The organism is Enterococcus sp. AZ095b (genome assembly GCF_051714725.1).
In the GTDB taxonomy this organism is placed as follows: Bacteria; Bacillota; Bacilli; order Lactobacillales; family Enterococcaceae; genus Enterococcus_B; species Enterococcus_B pernyi.
Genome location: NZ_JBIOSL010000001.1, coordinates 467,530 through 487,500 on the forward strand (window position 1 = coordinate 467,530; position 19,971 = coordinate 487,500).

Sequence of the window (19,971 nt, forward strand, 5' to 3'; positions counted from 1 at the left end):
AAAGGTTTTTTTCACAACCTTTCATTTCAGTGTTAAAATATAAGAGATTTACCAAATAGATAAATAAACGGGAGAATGAAGGTGGAAGTTTTATGAAATATGTAGAAGTAAAAAATGAATTTAAGCGTTACCAGATGGGCGAAACAACGATTACAGCGAATGACGATATTTCATTCTCCATTGAAAAAGGAGAATTAGTGATTATTCTTGGGCCTAGTGGAGCAGGGAAATCAACGGTATTGAATATTTTAGGTGGGATGGATACACCGGATGAGGGACAGATCATTATTGATGAAACAGATATTGCTCAATTCAATGACAAACAATTAACGGCTTATCGCCGGACAGATGTTGGCTTTGTTTTTCAATTTTATAATCTTGTTCCTAACTTAACTGCAAAAGAAAATGTTGAATTGGCAACAGAAGTTTCGCCAAATGCGTTAGATCCTGTAGAAGTTTTGACACAAGTTGGGCTTGCGCACCGGTTGAATAATTTCCCATCACAATTATCAGGGGGCGAACAACAACGTGTGTCGATTGCACGAGCGCTTGCGAAAAACCCAAAATTATTACTTTGTGATGAACCAACTGGCGCATTGGATTTTGAAACAGGAAAACAAGTATTGAAATTGTTGCAAAATGCTAGTCGTGAACATGGCAATACCGTTTTGATCATTACACATAACTCGGCTTTAGCACCAATCGCTGACCGAGTAATCCATATCAACGATGCAAAAGTCCGTGCAGTCGAATTGAATGAACAGCCTTCATCTATCGATGAACTTGTTTGGTAAGGAGGTTTGCCATGAAAAATAGAACTTACCTCAAAGCAGGATTTCGTGAAATACGCCAATCAAAAGGCCGCTTTATCGCGATTATATTGATCATTTTACTCGGCACGCTCTTATATGTAGGCGTCAAGACAGCTGGTCCTGTGATGCAAAAAACGATGGATGAATATGTCAGGGCAGGTAAACTCTCTGATCTACAGATCGTTTCGACAGCAGGATTGACGAAAGAAGATGTTGCAGAAGCAGAAAAACTCTCAGATGTAACCGTTGAAACGGGCAAACAACTATATTACGCGAATGCCAATAAAAATGAAGTTGTCCAAGTATTCTCTTACGCTCCAGATATGAAACAAAATCAGTTGACGGTGATCGATGGTCGCTTGCCACAATCGGATGATGAACTTGTACTAGATGAGAAGGCAAAAAATCAAGGATACAGCATCGGTGACACCTACACGATTGAATCAGATGACTTGAAAGAGACGGCGTACAAGATTACAGGTTTTGTCCGCTCGCCGTTATTCATCAATAATTTAGAACGAGGTTTTGCAAATGTAGGGAACGGGAGTATTGATTACTTTGCCTATGTCCCACAAGATAATTTTAAAACAGATATCCAATCCGTATTATATCTCGACTTTGCAAATGTCGACGATTTAAATACGTACAGTGAAGAATACCAAGAAGAGATGGAAAAAAACATCGAAAAGCTGGAAGGGTTGTTTGAAGAGCGACCGCAGCAACGTTTAGAACAGCTGAAGCAAGAGGGCAAGGATGCTTTAGCCCCTGCAAAACAAGAAATCGCAGCCGGAAAATCACAAGTGGCTGATGCGAAAAGTCAATTAGAAGCAGCGAGAACGCAGATTGATCAACAACGTCAAGTCTTGGAGCAGTTACCTGAACCGCAGCGAACACCGGCATTGAGTGCTTTAGCGGAACAAGAAAGTCAATTATCAGAACAAGAAGCACAATTGACAACAAAAGAAGCGGAGCTAACAGAGGCCGAAGCGTCTATTGCGGAGAATGAAGAAAAAATCAATGAATTAGCCAAGCCAACTTATCTTTTCCAAGAACGATCGGAAAATGTCGGCTTTCAGGAATTTGGCGATCTAGCTGAACGCATCGCAGCCATCGCAAATGTCTTTCCAGTCTTTTTCTTCTTTATTGCAGCATTGATCACTTTTACCACGATGACACGGATGGTAGAAGAAAATAGACGAGAAATCGGTACATTGAAAGCCTTAGGATACAGTAAATTGGAGATTGCCAAAAAATATGCCATTTATGCTTGTCTCGCTTCAGGTATCGGAATTATTTTAGGAACGATATTAGGAACCAATCTTTTGCCACGGATCATTTTTGAGCTTTCAAACGAACGTTATGATATTGGCAGTGCGGTGATTTTCTATGATTGGCCACCAATCATTCAAGCAGCTATTGCGTTCTTCATTGCTGCTTTTGGTGCAGCGATGTTAGTTCTATTCAAAGATCTACGCGAACGACCAGCTGCTTTGTTACAGCCTAAAGCACCGAAACCAGGGAAAAGAATTCTTTTAGAATACATTACTCCTCTTTGGTCACGTTTAAGCTTCAACCAAAAAATCAGTTATCGTAATCTTTTCCGTTATAAATCACGGATGTTCATGGCAATCATCGGAATTGCCGGTTGTGCAGGATTGATGGTCGCAGGAGTTGGGCTAAAGGATTCGCTTAGCTCGGTTTCTGCCAAACAGTTTGGACCAATCATTGATTATCAAGCGATCGTAACGACCAATCAAACTGATGAAACGAGTCAAAAAGAAATCAATGATGCAATGGATGATCAAGCGAAGATCACTGATCGTTTAGCGGTTGATTCGCAAACGATTGAACTACGTAAAAAAGGCCAAGCATCACAAAGTTTGACATTGATGGTACCAGAAAATGAACAAGCATTAGAAACGTTCATCCATCTGAAAACAACGGACGATCAATCGGTAGAACTACCAGATCATGGGCTTGCGATTACACGTAAAGCGGCCGAATTATTCGATTTATCTGTCGGTGATACGGTGGAAATGTATGATGACGATCAACAAAAATTACATGGAACGGTGGCAGTCATTTTGCAAAATTATTTGGGTAATTTTGTCTATATGAGTCCAACGTACTATGAAGAGATTTCTGGACAGCCAATGACAACCAATGCGTATCTACTCAAAACAGAAAAGATGTCGAAAGAAGAAGAGGATACACTCTCAGAAGAATTATTGAAAACGGGGGCGGTTACTAATACCTCTTTTATTTCGACACAGATCAAGAACCAAGAAGAATCTCTTTCAAATTTAGATGCAGTGGTCATCATTTTCGTCGTTCTATCTGGTTTATTGGCGTTTATCGTTTTATACAATTTAACGAATATCAATATCTCTGAACGAGTACGTGAACTTTCTACGATCAAAGTATTAGGCTTTTTTGATAAAGAAGTCACGATGTACATCGTTCGAGAAAATATCATCTTTACTTTATTAGGGATTTTTGGAGGATTTGGGATCGGTTATGTGCTGACCGACTTTATCTTACGCCAAGCTTCAATGGAATCAGTGATTTTCCCGTTAGTTATTACCTGGGTTGCTTATACACTATCCGCTGCTTTGACGATTCTATTCACGGTGATCGTGATGATCGTCACTCATTTCAAATTGAAGCATATTGATATGATCGATGCATTGAAATCAAATGAATAACGAGTGGGGGGACTAAGATGAGTATTACTGTGAATATCCTATATAGCGGTAAAGAAGGCAATGCAAAAGCATTTGCCCAAGAAATGACAGAGCGAGGAATCGTCGAACGCATTCGTGCGCAAGAAGGAAATGAACGTTATGAGTATTTTATTCCTTTAGAAGATGCTGAATCGATCTTATTGGTGGATCGCTGGACAAATCAAGAAGCAATCGATCGTCACCACAAATCAGAGATGATGGTGGAGATTGCTGAATTACGAAAAAAATATCAGTTGAAGATGAAGGTCCAACGTTTCATCGATGAACCAACAGAATAGATCAAACGATAGTTCTGATCCGTTTATTGCTTATTCTTGAAAAAGAAGATTGCAATAAACGGTTTTTTTGTTGAAAAATAGAGGAGAATAGATAAAGAGAGCTTCGGGGCAAAGCAAAAAAAGGATAAACGGTAAATTTCCCCGTTTATCCCTAGGATTATTCAGTTGGATGAGTTGAATTAGCTGTATCAGTAGTGTTCTTAAAGCGAATAAAGCTACGGATCATCTCCCGAATGATCGTATACGTCGGCAATACGAGGATCATTCCTAATAAGCCAAACAAGTTCCCAGCGACAAGTAAAAGAAAAACAGTCGCAATTGGATGGATATGAATCATCTTATTCATCACTAGAGGAGACACCAAGTAAGATTCACCAAATTGAATCAAGGTGATGAAAGCTACTAAGAGTAAGGCTGTTTTAACGTCTTGACTTAATGCGTACAGTAAAGCCGGTGCAGCACCAATAAACGGACCAAAATAAGGAATGATATCCATCAATCCACAAATCAAGGCAAGTAATAACGCATTTGGCAAGCCTAATACTTTAAAAACAAGATAACTCCCCACACCTACATACGTGCAGACTAAAAGCTTGCCACTAATATAGGTCGAAGCTGCTAAATGGAAATCATGGCACCAATCTCTGACTAACTGATGGAATTTCTTAGGCGTGTAGCGTGTCAATATAGCTGGAATCCTGTCGCCATCTTTGAACATATAAATCAGTAAGAGTGGAATCGTAAAGAGAATGATCGCAGAGCGCGAAACGATTTCGAATACATTGACTAAACTTGAAGTGGCACCTGAAACAAATTGTAAAACAAAACGTGTCAATTGGTTCAATTCCAGTGTATCAATAAATGGGAGCAAGCGTTCTTCTAATAAGGAACCATCTAGATTTTCTGCCAAAACATAAAGAATTTGAGGAACCTGACCGATAAATTTACTGATTTCCAAAATGATGATCGGTAAAATCACTTGTATGGTCAAATACACAGTTAACAAAATCAGTAGCATCATCAGTGTGACCGCAAGCGTTCTTGATTTTATATATTTGAGGAGTTGATTGTATATTGGAAGAAAAATATAAAATACGAAAACTGAAATCAAGATTGGCAAGAAGATACTTGCCATGATCGCTTCGAGTGGCCTGAAAATAAAAGTGATCTTAGAAAAAATAAAAATAGTGATTCCTGTCAAGCTAAGTAAAACAAGTGTTGCAAATAATTTGGAACGTTTTAAAAAAGTCATAGTAGAGATCCTCCGCTTTTTGGCTTTTTATCGTTTAGGGTATGTATGAAAAAAGCATGTTACTTGAAGACTGTTCAATCGATTTTAGATGCTACAAGCTGATTTATATCACGACCCTATACTTAAATATAACATAACTAAAAGAATTTATTTTCTTGAAAAAGGAATTTGTAAAAAAATAAATAGTTAAATGAATTGAGCGCGGCGTGAATGATCGATTTAACGTAAAATATTTGCTGGAAAAATGATGGCACACATTTCCTAGCGTCATTGATTTACAAACGCTTACGTTTCATATATAATTGGATTATCAACTTGTATATATAAGTTAAAAAACAGCTGGAGGTACAGGCTTATGGCGTTTACAGAAAAAGTGATTTATCAGATTTATCCCAAGTCATATCGTGACACGAATGGTGATGGGATTGGTGATTTACCAGGAGTCAAAGAAAAATTGCCTTATTTAAATGAATTGGGCATTGATATGATTTGGTTGAACCCCTTTTACCCAAGCCCGCAAAAAGACAATGGGTATGATATCTCTGATTATCAAGCAATCGATCCATTATTCGGTACGATGGCTGATTTTGAAGAGCTAGTCGCTGAAGCAAAAAAATATCAGATCGACATCATGCTAGATATGGTATTGAACCATGTCTCTATTGAACATGAATGGTTCCAAAAAGCATTAGCTGGAGATAAGTATTATCAAGATTTCTTTATTTTAAGAGATGAACCAACAGATTGGGTATCAAAATTCGGTGGGAACGCTTGGGCGCCATTCGGCGAAACAGGGAAGTACTATTTACACTTGTATGATAAAACGCAAGCTGATTTGAATTGGCGTAATGAAGCAGTCCAACAAGAATTATTCAAAGTTGTTCGTTTTTGGATGGATAAAGGTGTCAAAGGGTTCCGTTTTGATGTAATCAACGTGATCGGAAAAGACGAGGAACTGAAAAACAACGCGGAAAATGAAGGGAAAGCCGAGTACACAGATAAACCAATTACTCATACGTATTTACAACGCTTAAATAAAGAAACGTTTGGCCAAGACCCTGAAATCATAACGGTAGGAGAAATGAGTTCAACGACTATCGAAAACTGTCTTTTATATACGTCACCTGAACGAAATGAATTGTCAATGGTATTTAATTTCCACCATTTGAAAGTCGATTATGAAAATGGCAATAAATGGACAACTCCGCCATTTGATTTTGAAGAGTTAAAGCGTTTGTTCCATACTTGGGGAGAAGAAATGAGCGCAGGAAATGGCTGGAATGCACTATTTTTGAATAACCATGACCAACCACGTGCCTTAAATCGTTTTGTCGATGTCGAACAGTACCGTAAACAAGGGGCAGAGATGTTGGCCACGATGATCCATTTAAATCGAGGTACTCCGTATATCTATATGGGAGAAGAAATCGGGATGATCGATCCTGACTTCGATTCGATTTCTGACTACCGAGACATTGAAAGCTTAAACGCATATAACCTGTTACAAGAACAAGGATTCACGCCAGAAGAAGCCTTTCGACGAATTAAAGCAAAGTCACGAGATAACTCACGCACACCGATGCAGTGGACAGATGAACCACAAGCTGGCTTCACGTCAGGGACACCTTGGTTACCTTTAGCATCGAAGCACCAAACAATTAATGTAGCAAACGAGCAAAAGCAAGAACAGTCGATTTTTGCCTATTACCAAAGACTGATCCAACTAAGAAAAACATATCCAGTGATTGCTAATGGTGACTACAAAGCCTATGCACCTGAGCATCCACAAGTCTATGGTTATCTTAGACAAACCGATCATCAAAAATTATTAGTTCTGACCAATTTTTACGCGAAAGAAACGTCGGTGGAATTACCGGAAGAATTTGTAGGTGCGGAAGTATTGATCAGTAACTACCCAACGACAGTTGAAAAAGAAATGAAGTTACAGCCTTATCAAGCAGTCGCACTATTAGTGCAAGGAAAGTAGAGACTGTGACAAACGAATAGTTTGAAAAATAAGCAGCAAAAGCATGAATAGCTTTTGCTGCTTATTTATGGGATTTGCTTATCTCTGAAATGTTGCTCGATGAATACCGTATAGTTTTTTTAAGATAGGAGTGGACTCATGTCTCACGCCTATCCTTTTTTGTTACTTAAAGTAATCCTTCTCTGAAAAATCAGCTTTTTGATAAACTCCTTGATCCCCATAAAACTTATTGTAACGCTGTTTGAATTTTCTAAAGAGAAAAACAACGAGTAGTTTGATCAATGTATAGATCGGAATACCAAAAATGACGCCCATGATTCCTAGAAGATCTCCCATGACTAATAAGACAATCAAAATCGTGATGGGGTGGATCTGTAACCGATCACCCATCACACGAGGGACCACAAGATCTCCGTGAAGCAACTGGACAACGAACCAGACGATCACAAATTTTACAGCCATGAAAGTCGAATCTTGAAAAGCAATGAATAGTCCCGGAAAGAAAGCGATGAATGGACCGATATAAGGAATAATACATAATAAACCAGCAGCGATAGCCAGAATACTTGCAAATTCTAAGCCAATCAATAAGAAAGTTACCCAGTAAACGGCGCCTAGAATGAAAGAAGCGATGATTTGTCCTTTTAAGAAAGCACCTAATTGTTGGTTCGCAATTTTAGTCAAAGTCCGAAAATCTGTGCGAAATTTTGGTGGAACGATACCTAAGACCGATTGATAAAAATTGTGCGGATCTTTTAAAAGGAAAAAGGCAATGATCGGACCAGTAAATAAAGTGATAAAGGTCGTTGTGACCGCTGAGAATAGATTTCCTAGACTTTCAGCACCGCTCTGCCAATAGTTACCGATGAATGAAGTAAAGTTATCGGTGAAATCATCAATCGATGCAAAGAATTGATTGAACGAGTCAGAAAATGGTGTCTGTGCTAAAAAGTCCTTCAACGTTTGTTGGAAATCTTGGAATAGGTCAGGTAGTTGTTGAATCAATGTGGTTGCTTGCTGTTCTAAAAACGGAAATAGCCAGACACCTCCTAAGCCAATCAGCAATAAAATAATAACAAAAACTAAAATGACTGACAGATTACGTGAGAGTTTCTTGCTGAGACGTTTGATCAAAGGTTCTAATAAATAATATAAGACCAAAGCAAAAAGGACTGGTGGTAAAGTCGTGATAAAAATGACAACCAGTGGTTTGAATATAAAAGCAATCTTTTGGAAAAAGTAAATGACCAACGCGATCATCACAAGTAATCCTAGAACGTAATACGAAGTTTTCCCTCCTAAAAAACGAATCAGTCGGGAAGATTCTTTCGGTTTTTTTTCCACGATAGTTCTCCTTTCTCTTGAAATAAGTAGTTGGTTTTTGGGTTGGGCTATTCTCACGAAGCAACTATTGAGATCGAATGAAGCCTTTTTAATAGTCAGCCAAACGGTGAAAAATATGAGAAGCTATTTTCTCAAATTCTGTCTTACTACTTGGAGCTGAACATCTTTCTCACAACCTAATAAACGGTGTTCGAAAAGCTGACCTTCAACAGTAAGATGAAAAATCAAAAAATATGGAAAGCTATTTTCTGATTTTCCATCTTACTGCTCAGGTCAAAACGCTTCTTTCACAACCTTGTCCTACTCCAAGTTATTATAATCTGAAACGGGTATAAAAAGAAAATGATACAGTTGAAAAATCAATCGAATTTCGATAATAAAATAAATTTAGTAATAATGCTTGACGGTTGGTTTGATTCTATGCTAAATTAATTCCTGTTGCTAAAACGTAACTATTACGATTTGCATTTATTAATCGTAATCAAATAGAGAAAGAAGATGAGAAGGAGCGAATAAAATGAAACGTTGGATCAAGGTGGTAGGAGGATTACTGTTGACAGGGATCCTTGCAAGTTGTGGCACAGGAGATACTGCAACAAATACAAATGCACAAAATGATGAAAACTTGAATGTAATGACGACATTTTATCCAATGTACGAATTTACGAAGCAAGTAGTTGGTGAGGAGGGAAATGTTGAATTATTGATTCCAGCTGGAACAGATTCACATGACTACGAACCTTCTGCAAGAGATATGGCAAAAATCCAAAATGCTGATGTTTTTGTTTATAATGATGAAAATATGGAAACTTGGGTTCCAGCAATTGAACATACTTTAAAAGAGGGCGATGTACTTCCAATCAAAGCAACAGAAGGAATGTTGTTATTGCCTGGGGATGGTCATTGCCATCACCACGATCATGACGATGAAGACCACGATCATGAAGACCATGATCACGATCACGGAGACAACGGTCATTCACATGAATTAGATCCACATGTTTGGTTAGCTCCTAATCTAGCGATGAAGCAAGTAGAAACGATTCGTGACCAATTGATTGAGGCATATCCTGAAAAAGAAGAAGCATTCACTGAAAATGCTGCCTCTTATTTAGAAGAATTAGAAACGCTACACAACACTTTTAAAGAAACATTAGGTCAAGCAAAACAAAAATCATTTGTGACCCAACACGCTGCGTTCAATTATTTAGCTCTAGAATATGGTCTTAATCAAGTACCAATTGCCGGTCTTTCTTCAAGTGAAGAACCTTCTGCTGCAAGAATTGCCGAGTTAAAAGAATTTGTTGAAGACCATGGGATTGAATATATCTATTTTGAAGAGAATGCCAAAGACAGTATCGCTCGTACTTTAGCTACTGAAGCAGGCGTATCGTTAGCAGTATTGAATCCTTTAGAAGGATTGACAAAAGAGCAAATGGATAACGGTGAAACGTACATTTCAATCATGGAAGCAAACTTAAAAGCGCTCCAAAAAACTACGGATACTGAAAATCCATTAGAAGATACATTGAAACCTGAAAAAGAAAAAACAGTTTATAATGGTTATTTTGAAGATTCAGAGGTCCAAGATCGCCCGTTATCAGATTGGAATGGTATCTGGCAAACTGTCGATACGTATATGGCAGATGGAACGTTTGATCAAGTATTTGAATATAAAGCCAAAACAAATCCAGATATGACAGCTGAAGAGTATCGTGAATACTATGAAATAGGCTACAAAACAGATGTCGAAAAAATTGAGATCAAAGATGATACGATGATCTTTACTTTCAAGGATGGCGAAGTTAAAGAATCGAAATACCGTTATGCTGGTAAAGAAATCTTGAACTATTCAGCAGGTAATCGCGGTGTCCGTTTCTTGTTTGAAGCAGAAGATCCTGATTCTGGTGCGTTCAAGTATGTACAATTCAGTGACCACTCGATTGCGCCTACCAAATCAGACCATTTCCATATCTATTTAGGAAATGAAAGCCAAGAAGCTTTACTAGAAGAAATGGACAATTGGCCAACTTTCTATCCGGAAGAAATGACTGGAAAAGAAATCGCGCAAGAAATGATCGCGCATTAAACGATACTAAAAAACGAAGAATGAATGGAAAAGAGGATTTTACGACTTTTTCATTCATTCTTCGTTTCTTTATTAAAAAGAAATTATTTATTTTATTGTCTTTCAAGAAATCAACTTCTTTAGCCCACGAATCGAAACAGGGATCACTTCCCCGTTGGATAGAGTCACTTCTCGTGTTTTCTTATTGATTGTTTGGACATTTTGGGTATTGATGACATAAGATTTGTGACAGCGGATAAAGTGTTGACTTTTCTTTTCGATATCTTTTATCTTCTCGTAAAACTGCATTTGGGCATGTGTCAAATGGACCTCCAGTTTATGAGGAGTACCTTGAGCAGTAGAAAAGTATTGGATATCTCGAATAGGTAAAAATTTGATTTCATCATTGAATTCAATTCTAAAAATATCCTTTTGTAATGGCGCAGTTTGGAAATCTTCGAATATTTTACTTAAGATACGTTCAACATTTTCTTTAAGATCAAAAATATCTTCTTTGATGATATAATCAGTCGGCTCAATGTTGCTTTTCAAAATCGTCATGGAAAGATCGGTGTGTGAAGTAACATAAATGATTTTTCCAAGCGAGTCCAAGTCACGTACTCGTTTTCCAATGGCAATGCCATCTAATTCACTGTCTTTCAGTTCGATATCCAAAAAATAAATACCAAAAGAAGACGTACGTATCCTTGCTGCATTGAGGAGTTCAATAGGATCAGAAGTTGCAATATGGACATAACTATCCAAATTTTCAATCATGATCCGATTCTTGATTACTGTAGAGATGACTTCCAGTTGTTTCGGATCGTCTTCACAAATGTAAATGGGAATCATAAAATTACTCCTTTAATTGTATATGGATTGTTTGTGAAAATCGCTGATTCTCAATCGATGTTTCAAGAAAAAGATAAGGATTCGTTTTTGTTAACTCATCAAGAATAAATAAACCTAATCCTTCATTTTTGGGATTTGTTTTCGTCGAGAAGCCTTTTTGTTTTAACTTACTCAATGGAAACGTATTCGTAGTAGTGTTGATGACACGTATCATCAACGACTGTTTTTTCTTGATGATCAGTACTTCGATTTTTTTCTTTTTGGTTACTGTTGCACCTTCGATTGCATTATCAAGAATAATACCAAGCATTCTTACCAAATTGATCGTATATTTTTTACCAATGACGATTTCATCTGGAACGGTCAATTGGACAGAGATACCTTTTTCTTGTGCCATCATTAATTTTAAAGAGAATAGACTTCTTATTTCAGGTACCTTCATTTTGTCTAGTAAGCTAAGATTTGCTGGGAAGAGATTCATCATTTCACGTGTAGGTAAAATCGTTTGGTTATAATATTTTTGTAAGCCCTCAAGATCGCCTTCAGAAATATAACTATTCAAAGAAAACAACAGATTTTGATAATCGTGTTTAAACTCTCTAAGCTCTTGATAATTTTTTTCTAGATCTCTAATGTAATCTTGCTGCAATTGGATGCGTTGTTCCAATAATTGATCTGCCATCTTTTTATTTGATATTTTCCAATAGTAAATCAAGATAATTAGGCCGACACACAGATAAAGGATAAAAAAGCTCGTATTTAATGCTAGTACTTTTGGCGTTTCACCAGAAAATCGTGTATAAAAAATAATGATATAGTAGGTAAGTAAAACCAATGAACCGATTGTACCAATCATTCGACGGTCAACACTAGCGGACCAATTATCTAAAAACTTTTTGAATCCATACGCAAATAATAAAGATAAAATCGCTGATACAGTTATATGGAAATATTGTAATGCATCTCCAGGTTCAATGACAGCAGATTCCAATACTAAAAAATCCGCAACGCTCGTCAAATGATCGCCTAAAATGGAAGCTAATAATCCCAAAGGTAATGCGTAGATCATATGTTGGCGCGAGGATGAAAAGAAAAAGAAAAGTAGACTCAACATGGCAATTGCGACAAGTGCAGAAAAAATACCTAAAATCGGGTAAAGTATTCCCAACAGGGCTGCTGCCAAGAGACTAAACGTAGAAAATAGGTATTTATTTTTAATTTGGGAATTGATGATTAAGATAGAACTTGTGTAAATCAGATATTGCAAGGCTATGGACCACAAAAACATAAAGCACAGCTCCCATTGCGTTTTCCCAAATTATAGCATATTTATATTATTATTTTTTTAATTTTTCAGGTATTTTAAATTCTGAGCTCATACCGAAGCAGCAGCCAGATACAAAGAAATCAGAAAGGTTAGTTAATTGTTTAACGATTGTTTTTTTCATAAAAAATTCCTCCAATATTCATCATGTAATTTGTAACTGGAAGCAACGTAGCTATTTCTAAAATAATCCCAAGTAGTAAATAGGTAGAAAAGTAAGAAGCAGAGAAAAATAATGTGAGTACTGCAAATAAAAGATACATGAAAATTGCTTTTTTTAGTAGGGGTGGGCGTTTCTCTGGTGCAATTGGGTTAAGGGCTGTGCCTCTTGATCCATAGCGAAGCAAAAGGAAAAAACAAACAATTAACAAAAGGACCATCATAGGGAAAGAGAAAGTCAATTGATAATGTTTCATTACTAAGGGAACCCCCCACAAATAAAGCAAAGTCCAAAGTAAGCAAACAAATTCAGAATCGGAATGGAGACCGTAAGCATATCTGCGAATACAGATATATGAAAGGAAAGTCATTCCTGTTTCTGCCCACGTGCCTGTCAATAAAGAAAATACAAAAACGACAGCAAGTTTTCCAAGATTGTTCAGCAAAACTTCCAGAGCAAACTTCACTTGGATGTAAGTCATATCTTCTTCATCTTGTTTTCCGTTGAATAATATTGCCAATATTCGATTTACCACTTTATTTTTCATCTCTATACGTACCTCCGAATACTATAATAAGCGAAAAGACATAAAAAAAGTTTTTCGATTCATAAAAGGACGTTTTGACATCAAAATCGTTAACTAAGTGAATTTTGTAACATATTTGTTATATAAGAATGAAAAGCTTTTTCTTATGTAAAAAATAAAAGACATGTTTATCTCTAAATAATTAAAAAATTTCCTGTAAAACTATCAAATCATCTTTAAATTTTCAACTAAACGTACGATTATACCAAAGAAGAGTGAGATTATTTAACAGTTTTGATGCCAAAAGAACTTTTTATGATATTTCTGTGTTATGTTTAAAAATTTATGTTAAAAATTAGTAGAGGTTGCGAAGATAAATGTAAGTGACACGTTCTTATATTTTTGTTTTACCAACTTCTTAATAGAAGGCAGCAACTCCCCTTCCCCTTTTGTTGTTGCCTTCTGATATCAACAACAAGGTAGTTTCTATGTTAAAATGCAAGCCTTTAAGAAGGTGGGTTTGTCAATAAAGGTAACAGATTCGAAATTTTATCAAAAGAAGTTGTGCCGTATGCACAACATAATGGAGGAAATAGCATGGAAAATGAAAATCTATTTGAAGTCGGTAAAACGTACGCATTTGTATCAGATTTATTTTGTTCTCCAATTGAAGCAGAAATTGAAAAAATCTATGAGAATAGTTTGATGGTTCGTGTTCTCAATTGCGCAGATGAAGACAATGAAACTGCACACAATTTACACTGGCAATTAGTCGTTCGTAAGTCAAGTGCAGTGAAAGAGTACAGCTACTAATAGTAACTGTTCATGAATGAAAAATAGTATTTTGATAAATAGCCAGTCAAATCTTGAATGATGGAAAATCATTTTTGGATTTGACTGGCTATTTTTCCTTTGAAAGGTAAAGGAAAAGTGGGTTTTGCTTTTTTGGGGTTCTCATGTAGTTTTAGGAACTCATCAAATACATCAGTTGATAGTAGAGTTTCTTTTGTTTCTTCCTAAGACCACGATCGTAAAAGGGTGAAGCCCCATTTTATTTTTTGTAAAGGTCTGGTAGTATAAAGAAAATAAATGGAGTAGAAAATAAATAAAAGAAAGATGGGGAAGATGATCAATCAAGAAAATGAGAAAGAAATTCTTCGATTGCAAAGAGAAATCAGCCATTGGGAAAGAAAATATAAAAAGCTCCAACAAATTTTTCGAATGCAAGAAGAAATAATTGCTAGTTATGAAGCTGCATATGGGGAAGCACCAGGGTTGGTAGAAGAACAACATGAGGAAGAACAGCCAAATGAATCATTTTTTGAACATATTGAGAAGCGTTCTTATAATCGATTCAATAATGAACAAAAAGCAGCAATCACTTATGATATGAGCAAACACTTACGAATCATTGCAGGTGCAGGAAGTGGAAAAACACAAACGATATGTGCGAAAGCTGTATATCTGATGAATGAAGAACAAGTAGAAGAGCAAAGGATCTTAATGATTACCTTTACTCGAAATGCTGCCAATGAATTGAAAAAACGGGTGGATAATTTTAGTCAAAGAAAAACGAATGTAACGATCGGAACTTTTCATAGTATTTTTTATCGTCTGTACAGTGATATCAAACGGCAGTTTCCGGATCTTTCTGCCGAAGGGATTCAAGGTGAGTTTTCTAAAGACACACCATATAAAGTAAATCTTTTACTGCAGAAACTAATAAAAAAATATCAACTATATTCTTTCGATCAGTATGGTGAGAAAACGATTGCTAACCGATTGGATTATTGGCAAAACATGAATCTCTCCCAACAGGAGATCATCCAATTGATCAAAAAGAGATTTGATTCCATTGAAAAAGACCCACGTCAACCTATCTCTGAGCGTATGGATCAATTAATGACTGAACTATATGAAGAAAAACAAAAGCAACGACTTTTTGAATTCAATGATGTTCTACAAAATTTGAAAAATGCCCTCTCTCATGTAAATGTCAGAAGATATGTAGGTCAAAAATACGATTACTTGTTTATCGACGAGTTTCAAGACACGAATCCTTTGCAATGGGCAATCGTTCAGTTGATTACGAAAGACTCGCCAATCAAGTTGATCATCGTTGGAGATGATGATCAAAGTATCTATGGCTTTAGAGGATCAGAACCTGATTATATCAAACAGTTTGAAAAAGAATATCCAACAAAAACACTCTTTCTATTGACCAATTATCGTTCGCGAGCGTCGATCGTTCAAGGAGCTAATCGATTGATCACGTACAATAAAGAGGATCGCATACCTAAAGCGATGGTACCAGCACAAAAGGAACCAGGCGTATTACAGGCATTATCATTTAAAACGGTACAAGAGGAAAGTGACTGGTTGATTCAGCAAGTATATGCTTTTATAGAAGACAAAGGAAAATACAAAGAATCTATTATTTTATATCGCTCATTATCACAAACACAAGCATTGGTGCAACGTTTGATCCAAACAGATATTCCATTTGTACTAGAAGCAGATACCCAATATGCGGGAATCTATGGAATTAAGCTTTTTTATCAATTTTATCAAAAGTTTATCGGTTGGTATGATGCGGCAACACCGATAAAAGTGCAAGCACACCAGCAGTTGTTACGACAGTTGATGATTAATTGTTATCTGAAAACAAATGAATGTGACCAATTTTTCTCTAATAAAAACAGTGACCAAGATATTGTCGCTTATATTTTAAAACGGCGGCCTAATTTAGAAGCTAGAGAAAAAGAACTAAAGACATTTGTAAGCGCGCTAGAAACATTTGATCAACCAACGAAGCGGTCATGTGTTTCACTGATTGAGGCCTATTGTCGGTTGCCAAGACCGAATAAAGAAATCGAGCAAGGTGACAAAGAATGGTTGCTGGAGACTGTCAGACAATATCCAACGATCCCGCAATTGAAAAAATTGTATCTTGAGATCCAAGGAATTGCAGCAGAACTGAAAACAAGGTTGATTGCTTATCGTAAGGGGAAACTAGATGCCTTATGTATCCAGAGTATTCATAAAAGCAAAGGTTTAAGTTATCGTAACGTCTTTTTAATCGGTTGTAATGAAGGGATGATTCCTTACAATGGTGCGGTAGCAAAAGACAAAAGACTGAAAAGTGAGTTGAAAATCGAACCATTAACGACGATTGAGGAAGAGAGACGTCTTTTTTATGTCGCAATGACTAGAGCAAGGAATCGTCTTTATTTATGTGTACCTGAGTTTAAAGGGAAAAGAAAATTAAAACCTTCACGTTTTATTAAAGAAACAGGTTGTAAAGGTAAAAAAATCAAATAAATGACGAAAAGCAAAGCGAGTAAAAATACACTTGCTTTGCTTTTTTATTCAAAAAAATAAATAACTATAATTATTTATGTAAATTTTAAATAACCGTTGTTTATAAAAAGAATATAACCTTTAATTGATTGTTTAAATAACGATTTTATGAACAAAAACAAATTTTATTTATTTTGGGGATAGCGTATGACTGGCATTATTTTGATATTACGTTTAGAATGGGATTACAATTAAAAAGGAGTGAGAAAATGATAAAACTATACACTTCGCCTAGCTGTACATCTTGCAGAAAGGCCAAAGCATGGTTACAAACGAATCATCTTAATTTTGAAGAAAAGAATATCTTTGCAGAACCTCTGTCAGAAAATGAGATACGACAAATATTGGCCGCAACAGAAGGTGGAGTCGAAGATATTATTTCTACTCGTTCAAAAGTTTATGAGAAATTAGGGATCGATTTTAATGATTTATCCTTAAAAGAAATGATCCGCTTGTTCAAAGAATACCCATCTTTACTTAGACGTCCGATTCTACTTGATGAAAAAAGAGTATTGATTGGATTCAATGAAGATGAAATACGAGCATTTATTCCTAGAGAAATACGAGGTGTCGCAAGAAACTTGATTTATATGAAACATAGTGTCTTGTATTCGTAAGAATAGGAGGAGACGTTGTGAATATCAAAATCTATAGTTCAACGAATTGCACCATAACGGTTAAAGCCATACAATGGTTAGAGAAAAAGAACTTATCTTATCAATTTGTTGATCTAGAAAGTAGAGCTTTAAGTAATAAAGAAGTCAAAGAGTTATGTAGTTTTGAAAATGCACATATTGAACAATTATTTACTACATGGTCATTTGAATTCAAAAAAATTAAAGCTGGACTTCCAAAAAAACAGGAAGATCAACTTCTATTTTTGTGCAAAACGCAACGTCATCTTTTAAGACGTCCTTTGATCATCATCGATGATGCGCTGTTTGTTGGCTACGATCAACGATTGATGGAGCAATTGATTTTACATGAATAGACTGTATCCAATTGTGTTACATACTGAAAAAGGCAATTGGGATCATCGGTTTTTCCTTAGTAACAAGCCAAAGAATCAAAATCTCACTTACCTGTTCTCTGGTTTTTTGGCTTATTACCAAAGGCGCGTTGCATATTTTTCGTAAAGAAACTAGTGATAACTAGCAAAAAGTGTAAGAGGCAAATCGTATATTCCAAAATAAAACATTTCGACTTTTTCGTATTTCTACTATAAAGAGGATCAAAATTGAAAGTATACCAGATAGATTTATCAGAAATAGTGATTGACAACTAAATAGAATAAATGGTATATTTTTTTTTGTTGTTTTTTGTTTATTACTGATTTTAATAGTGTAAATAAAACTTTAAATAATGCTTGACGAATAGAAAAACACATGTTAATATAACTAGTGTTGTTTGAGAAAATCATCAAGGAATGTTGTCTCTACAAAAGAAGAGATAAAAAAAGTTGTTGACAAATAACAAACAACAAGTTATTATAAGTGAGTTGCTAAAACGACCTCGTGAAAAACGAGTTGAAAAAACTTTTAAAAAATAGTTGACAATCATCCGAGAGTTTGCTAAGATATAAAAGTTGCTACGGCAATCACAAACGATAAGTTGAGGCAGTTGTGTTTCAATTATCACGTAGACCTTTGAAAACTGAACAAAGTAAGACAAACCAAATGTGTAGGGCGTCTTGATTCAATTCAAGACAACAAACATTTTTAACAAGCAAGCAATATGCTAGCAAACAATTGAGCTTAACAAATGAACTATATGATGTTCGAAAGTAAATTTCGAACTACAGTTCCACATCAGCTTTCGCTGTGAGGAACTAGCATATTATGAGAGTTTGATCCTGGCTCAGGACGAACGCTGGCGGCGTGCCTAATACATGCAAGTCGAACGCTTCTTTTCCCACCGGAGCTTGCTCCACCGGGAAAAGAGGAGTGGCGAACGGGTGAGTAACACGTGGGTAACCTGCCCATCAGAAGGGGATAACACTTGGAAACAGGTGCTAATACCGTATAACAATCGAAACCGCATGGTTTCGTTTTGAAAGGCGCTTTACGGTGCCGCTGATGGATGGACCCGCGGTGCATTAGCTAGTTGGTGAGGTAACGGCTCACCAAGGCCACGATGCATAGCCGACCTGAGAGGGTGATCGGCCACATTGGGACTGAGACACGGCCCAAACTCCTACGGGAGGCAGCAGTAGGGAATCTTCGGCAATGGACGAAAGTCTGACCGAGCAACGCCGCGTGAGTGAAGAAGGTTTTCGGATCGTAAAACTCTGTTGTTAGAGAAGAACAAGGGTGAGAGTAACTGTTCACCCCTTGACGGTATCTAACCAGAAAGCCACGGCTAACTACGTGCCAGCAGCCGCGGTAATACGTAGGTGGCAAGCGTTGTCCGGATTTATTGGGCGTAAAGCGAGCGCAGGCGGTTTCTTAAGTCTGATGTGAAAGCCCCCGGCTCAACCGGGGAGGGTCATTGGAAACTGGGAGACTTGAGTGCAGAAGAGGAGAGTGGAATTCCATGTGTAGCGGTGAAATGCGTAGATATATGGAGGAACACCAGTGGCGAAGGCGGCTCTCTGGTCTGTAACTGACGCTGAGGCTCGAAAGCGTGGGGAGCAAACAGGATTAGATACCCTGGTAGTCCACGCCGTAAACGATGAGTGCTAAGTGTTGGAGGGTTTCCGCCCTTCAGTGCTGCAGCTAACGCATTAAGCACTCCGCCTGGGGAGTACGACCGCAAGGTTGAAACTCAAAGGAATTGACGGGGGCCCGCACAAGCGGTGGAGCATGTGGTTTAATTCGAAGCAACGCGAAGAACCTTACCAGGTCTTGACATCCTTTGACCACTCTAGAGATAGAGCTTCCCCTTCGGGGGCAAAGTGACAGGTGGTGCATGGTTGTCGTCAGCTCGTGTCGTGAGATGTTGGGTTAAGTCCCGCAACGAGCGCAACCCTTATTGTTAGTTGCCATCATTTAGTTGGGCACTCTAGCAAGACTGCCGGTGACAAACCGGAGGAAGGTGGGGATGACGTCAAATCATCATGCCCCTTATGACCTGGGCTACACACGTGCTACAATGGGAAGTACAACGAGTCGCGAAGTCGCGAGGCTAAGCTAATCTCTTAAAGCTTCTCTCAGTTCGGATTGTAGGCTGCAACTCGTCTACATGAAGCCGGAATCGCTAGTAATCGCGGATCAGCACGCCGCGGTGAATACGTTCCCGGGCCTTGTACACACCGCCCGTCACACC

Annotated in this window: 14 protein-coding genes and 1 rRNA gene (1 of these 15 only partly in view); 10 read left to right on the plus strand and 5 right to left on the minus strand. The window is 37.2% G+C overall.

The window, feature by feature from the left end; translation table 11 throughout:
• The first annotated feature begins 92 nt into the window (after positions 1–92).
• From IGJ99_RS02215 to IGJ99_RS02225, 3 genes are read left to right on the plus strand one after another with little or no spacing between them, the layout of a single operon-like run.
• Positions 93–794, plus strand: a complete 702-nt coding sequence (locus IGJ99_RS02215) for an ABC transporter ATP-binding protein (protein WP_010736355.1) — start codon at positions 93–95, stop codon at positions 792–794.
• A gap of 11 nt (positions 795–805) precedes the next feature.
• Complete coding sequence (locus IGJ99_RS02220; protein ID WP_010736354.1) at positions 806–3,517, plus strand: ABC transporter permease; 2,712 nt, start codon at positions 806–808, stop codon at positions 3,515–3,517.
• Positions 3,518–3,534: 17 nt separating this feature from the next.
• A complete protein-coding gene (locus IGJ99_RS02225; RefSeq protein ID WP_010736353.1) occupies positions 3,535–3,834 on the plus strand; it encodes an antibiotic biosynthesis monooxygenase family protein in 300 nt (99 codons plus the stop codon).
• A 157-nt stretch (positions 3,835–3,991) separates the two neighbouring features.
• Here the strand turns inward: IGJ99_RS02225 and IGJ99_RS02230 are convergent, their stop codons facing one another.
• Positions 3,992–5,086, minus strand: a complete 1,095-nt coding sequence (locus IGJ99_RS02230) for an AI-2E family transporter (RefSeq protein ID WP_077151905.1) — start codon at positions 5,084–5,086, stop codon at positions 3,992–3,994.
• A 355-nt stretch (positions 5,087–5,441) separates the two neighbouring features.
• Here IGJ99_RS02230 and treC point away from each other — a divergent pair, with 355 nt between their 5' ends.
• Positions 5,442–7,073 (plus strand): alpha,alpha-phosphotrehalase, encoded by a 1,632-nt coding sequence (gene treC / locus IGJ99_RS02235; RefSeq protein ID WP_023519084.1) that lies wholly within the window; start codon positions 5,442–5,444, stop codon positions 7,071–7,073.
• Positions 7,074–7,235: 162 nt separating this feature from the next.
• Here treC and IGJ99_RS02240 read toward each other — a convergent pair whose 3' ends face one another.
• On the minus strand, positions 7,236–8,417 hold the full coding sequence (locus tag IGJ99_RS02240) for an AI-2E family transporter (protein ID WP_010736350.1): 1,182 nt from the start codon (positions 8,415–8,417) through the stop codon (positions 7,236–7,238).
• A gap of 517 nt (positions 8,418–8,934) precedes the next feature.
• Between IGJ99_RS02240 and IGJ99_RS02245 the strand changes: the two genes are divergently transcribed.
• A complete protein-coding gene (locus IGJ99_RS02245) occupies positions 8,935–10,506 on the plus strand; it encodes a zinc ABC transporter substrate-binding protein AdcA (protein ID WP_438747575.1) in 1,572 nt (523 codons plus the stop codon).
• A 102-nt stretch (positions 10,507–10,608) separates the two neighbouring features.
• Here the strand turns inward: IGJ99_RS02245 and IGJ99_RS02250 are convergent, their stop codons facing one another.
• From IGJ99_RS02250 to IGJ99_RS02260, 3 genes are all read right to left on the minus strand, one after another.
• On the minus strand, positions 10,609–11,337 hold the full coding sequence (locus IGJ99_RS02250; protein ID WP_010736348.1) for a LytR/AlgR family response regulator transcription factor: 729 nt from the start codon (positions 11,335–11,337) through the stop codon (positions 10,609–10,611).
• Between the two features lie 4 nt (positions 11,338–11,341).
• Entirely contained in the window at positions 11,342–12,625 is a 1,284-nt protein-coding gene (locus IGJ99_RS02255) for a sensor histidine kinase (RefSeq protein ID WP_019723361.1), read from the minus strand.
• Positions 12,626–12,765: 140 nt separating this feature from the next.
• Entirely contained in the window at positions 12,766–13,368 is a 603-nt protein-coding gene (locus IGJ99_RS02260) for an accessory gene regulator B family protein (RefSeq protein WP_010736345.1), read from the minus strand.
• Positions 13,369–13,944: 576 nt separating this feature from the next.
• Between IGJ99_RS02260 and IGJ99_RS02265 the strand changes: the two genes are divergently transcribed.
• The 5 genes from IGJ99_RS02265 to IGJ99_RS02285 all read left to right on the plus strand — a co-directional run.
• Positions 13,945–14,160 carry a hypothetical protein gene (locus IGJ99_RS02265; protein WP_010736344.1) on the plus strand — a complete coding sequence of 72 codons (216 nt, stop codon included), beginning with the start codon at positions 13,945–13,947 and terminating at the stop codon, positions 14,158–14,160.
• 303 nt (positions 14,161–14,463) lie between these two features.
• Positions 14,464–16,668 (plus strand): ATP-dependent helicase, encoded by a 2,205-nt coding sequence (locus IGJ99_RS02270; RefSeq protein ID WP_041684168.1) that lies wholly within the window; start codon positions 14,464–14,466, stop codon positions 16,666–16,668.
• Positions 16,669–16,916: 248 nt separating this feature from the next.
• Positions 16,917–17,324, plus strand: coding sequence for a transcriptional regulator Spx (spx, locus tag IGJ99_RS02275; RefSeq protein WP_010736342.1), 408 nt, complete (start codon positions 16,917–16,919; stop codon positions 17,322–17,324).
• 17 nt (positions 17,325–17,341) lie between these two features.
• Positions 17,342–17,698, plus strand: a complete 357-nt coding sequence (locus IGJ99_RS02280; RefSeq protein ID WP_023519089.1) for an ArsC/Spx/MgsR family protein — start codon at positions 17,342–17,344, stop codon at positions 17,696–17,698.
• A gap of 843 nt (positions 17,699–18,541) precedes the next feature.
• Positions 18,542–19,971: ribosomal RNA gene (locus IGJ99_RS02285) — 16S ribosomal RNA — on the plus strand (it continues 131 nt past the right edge of the window).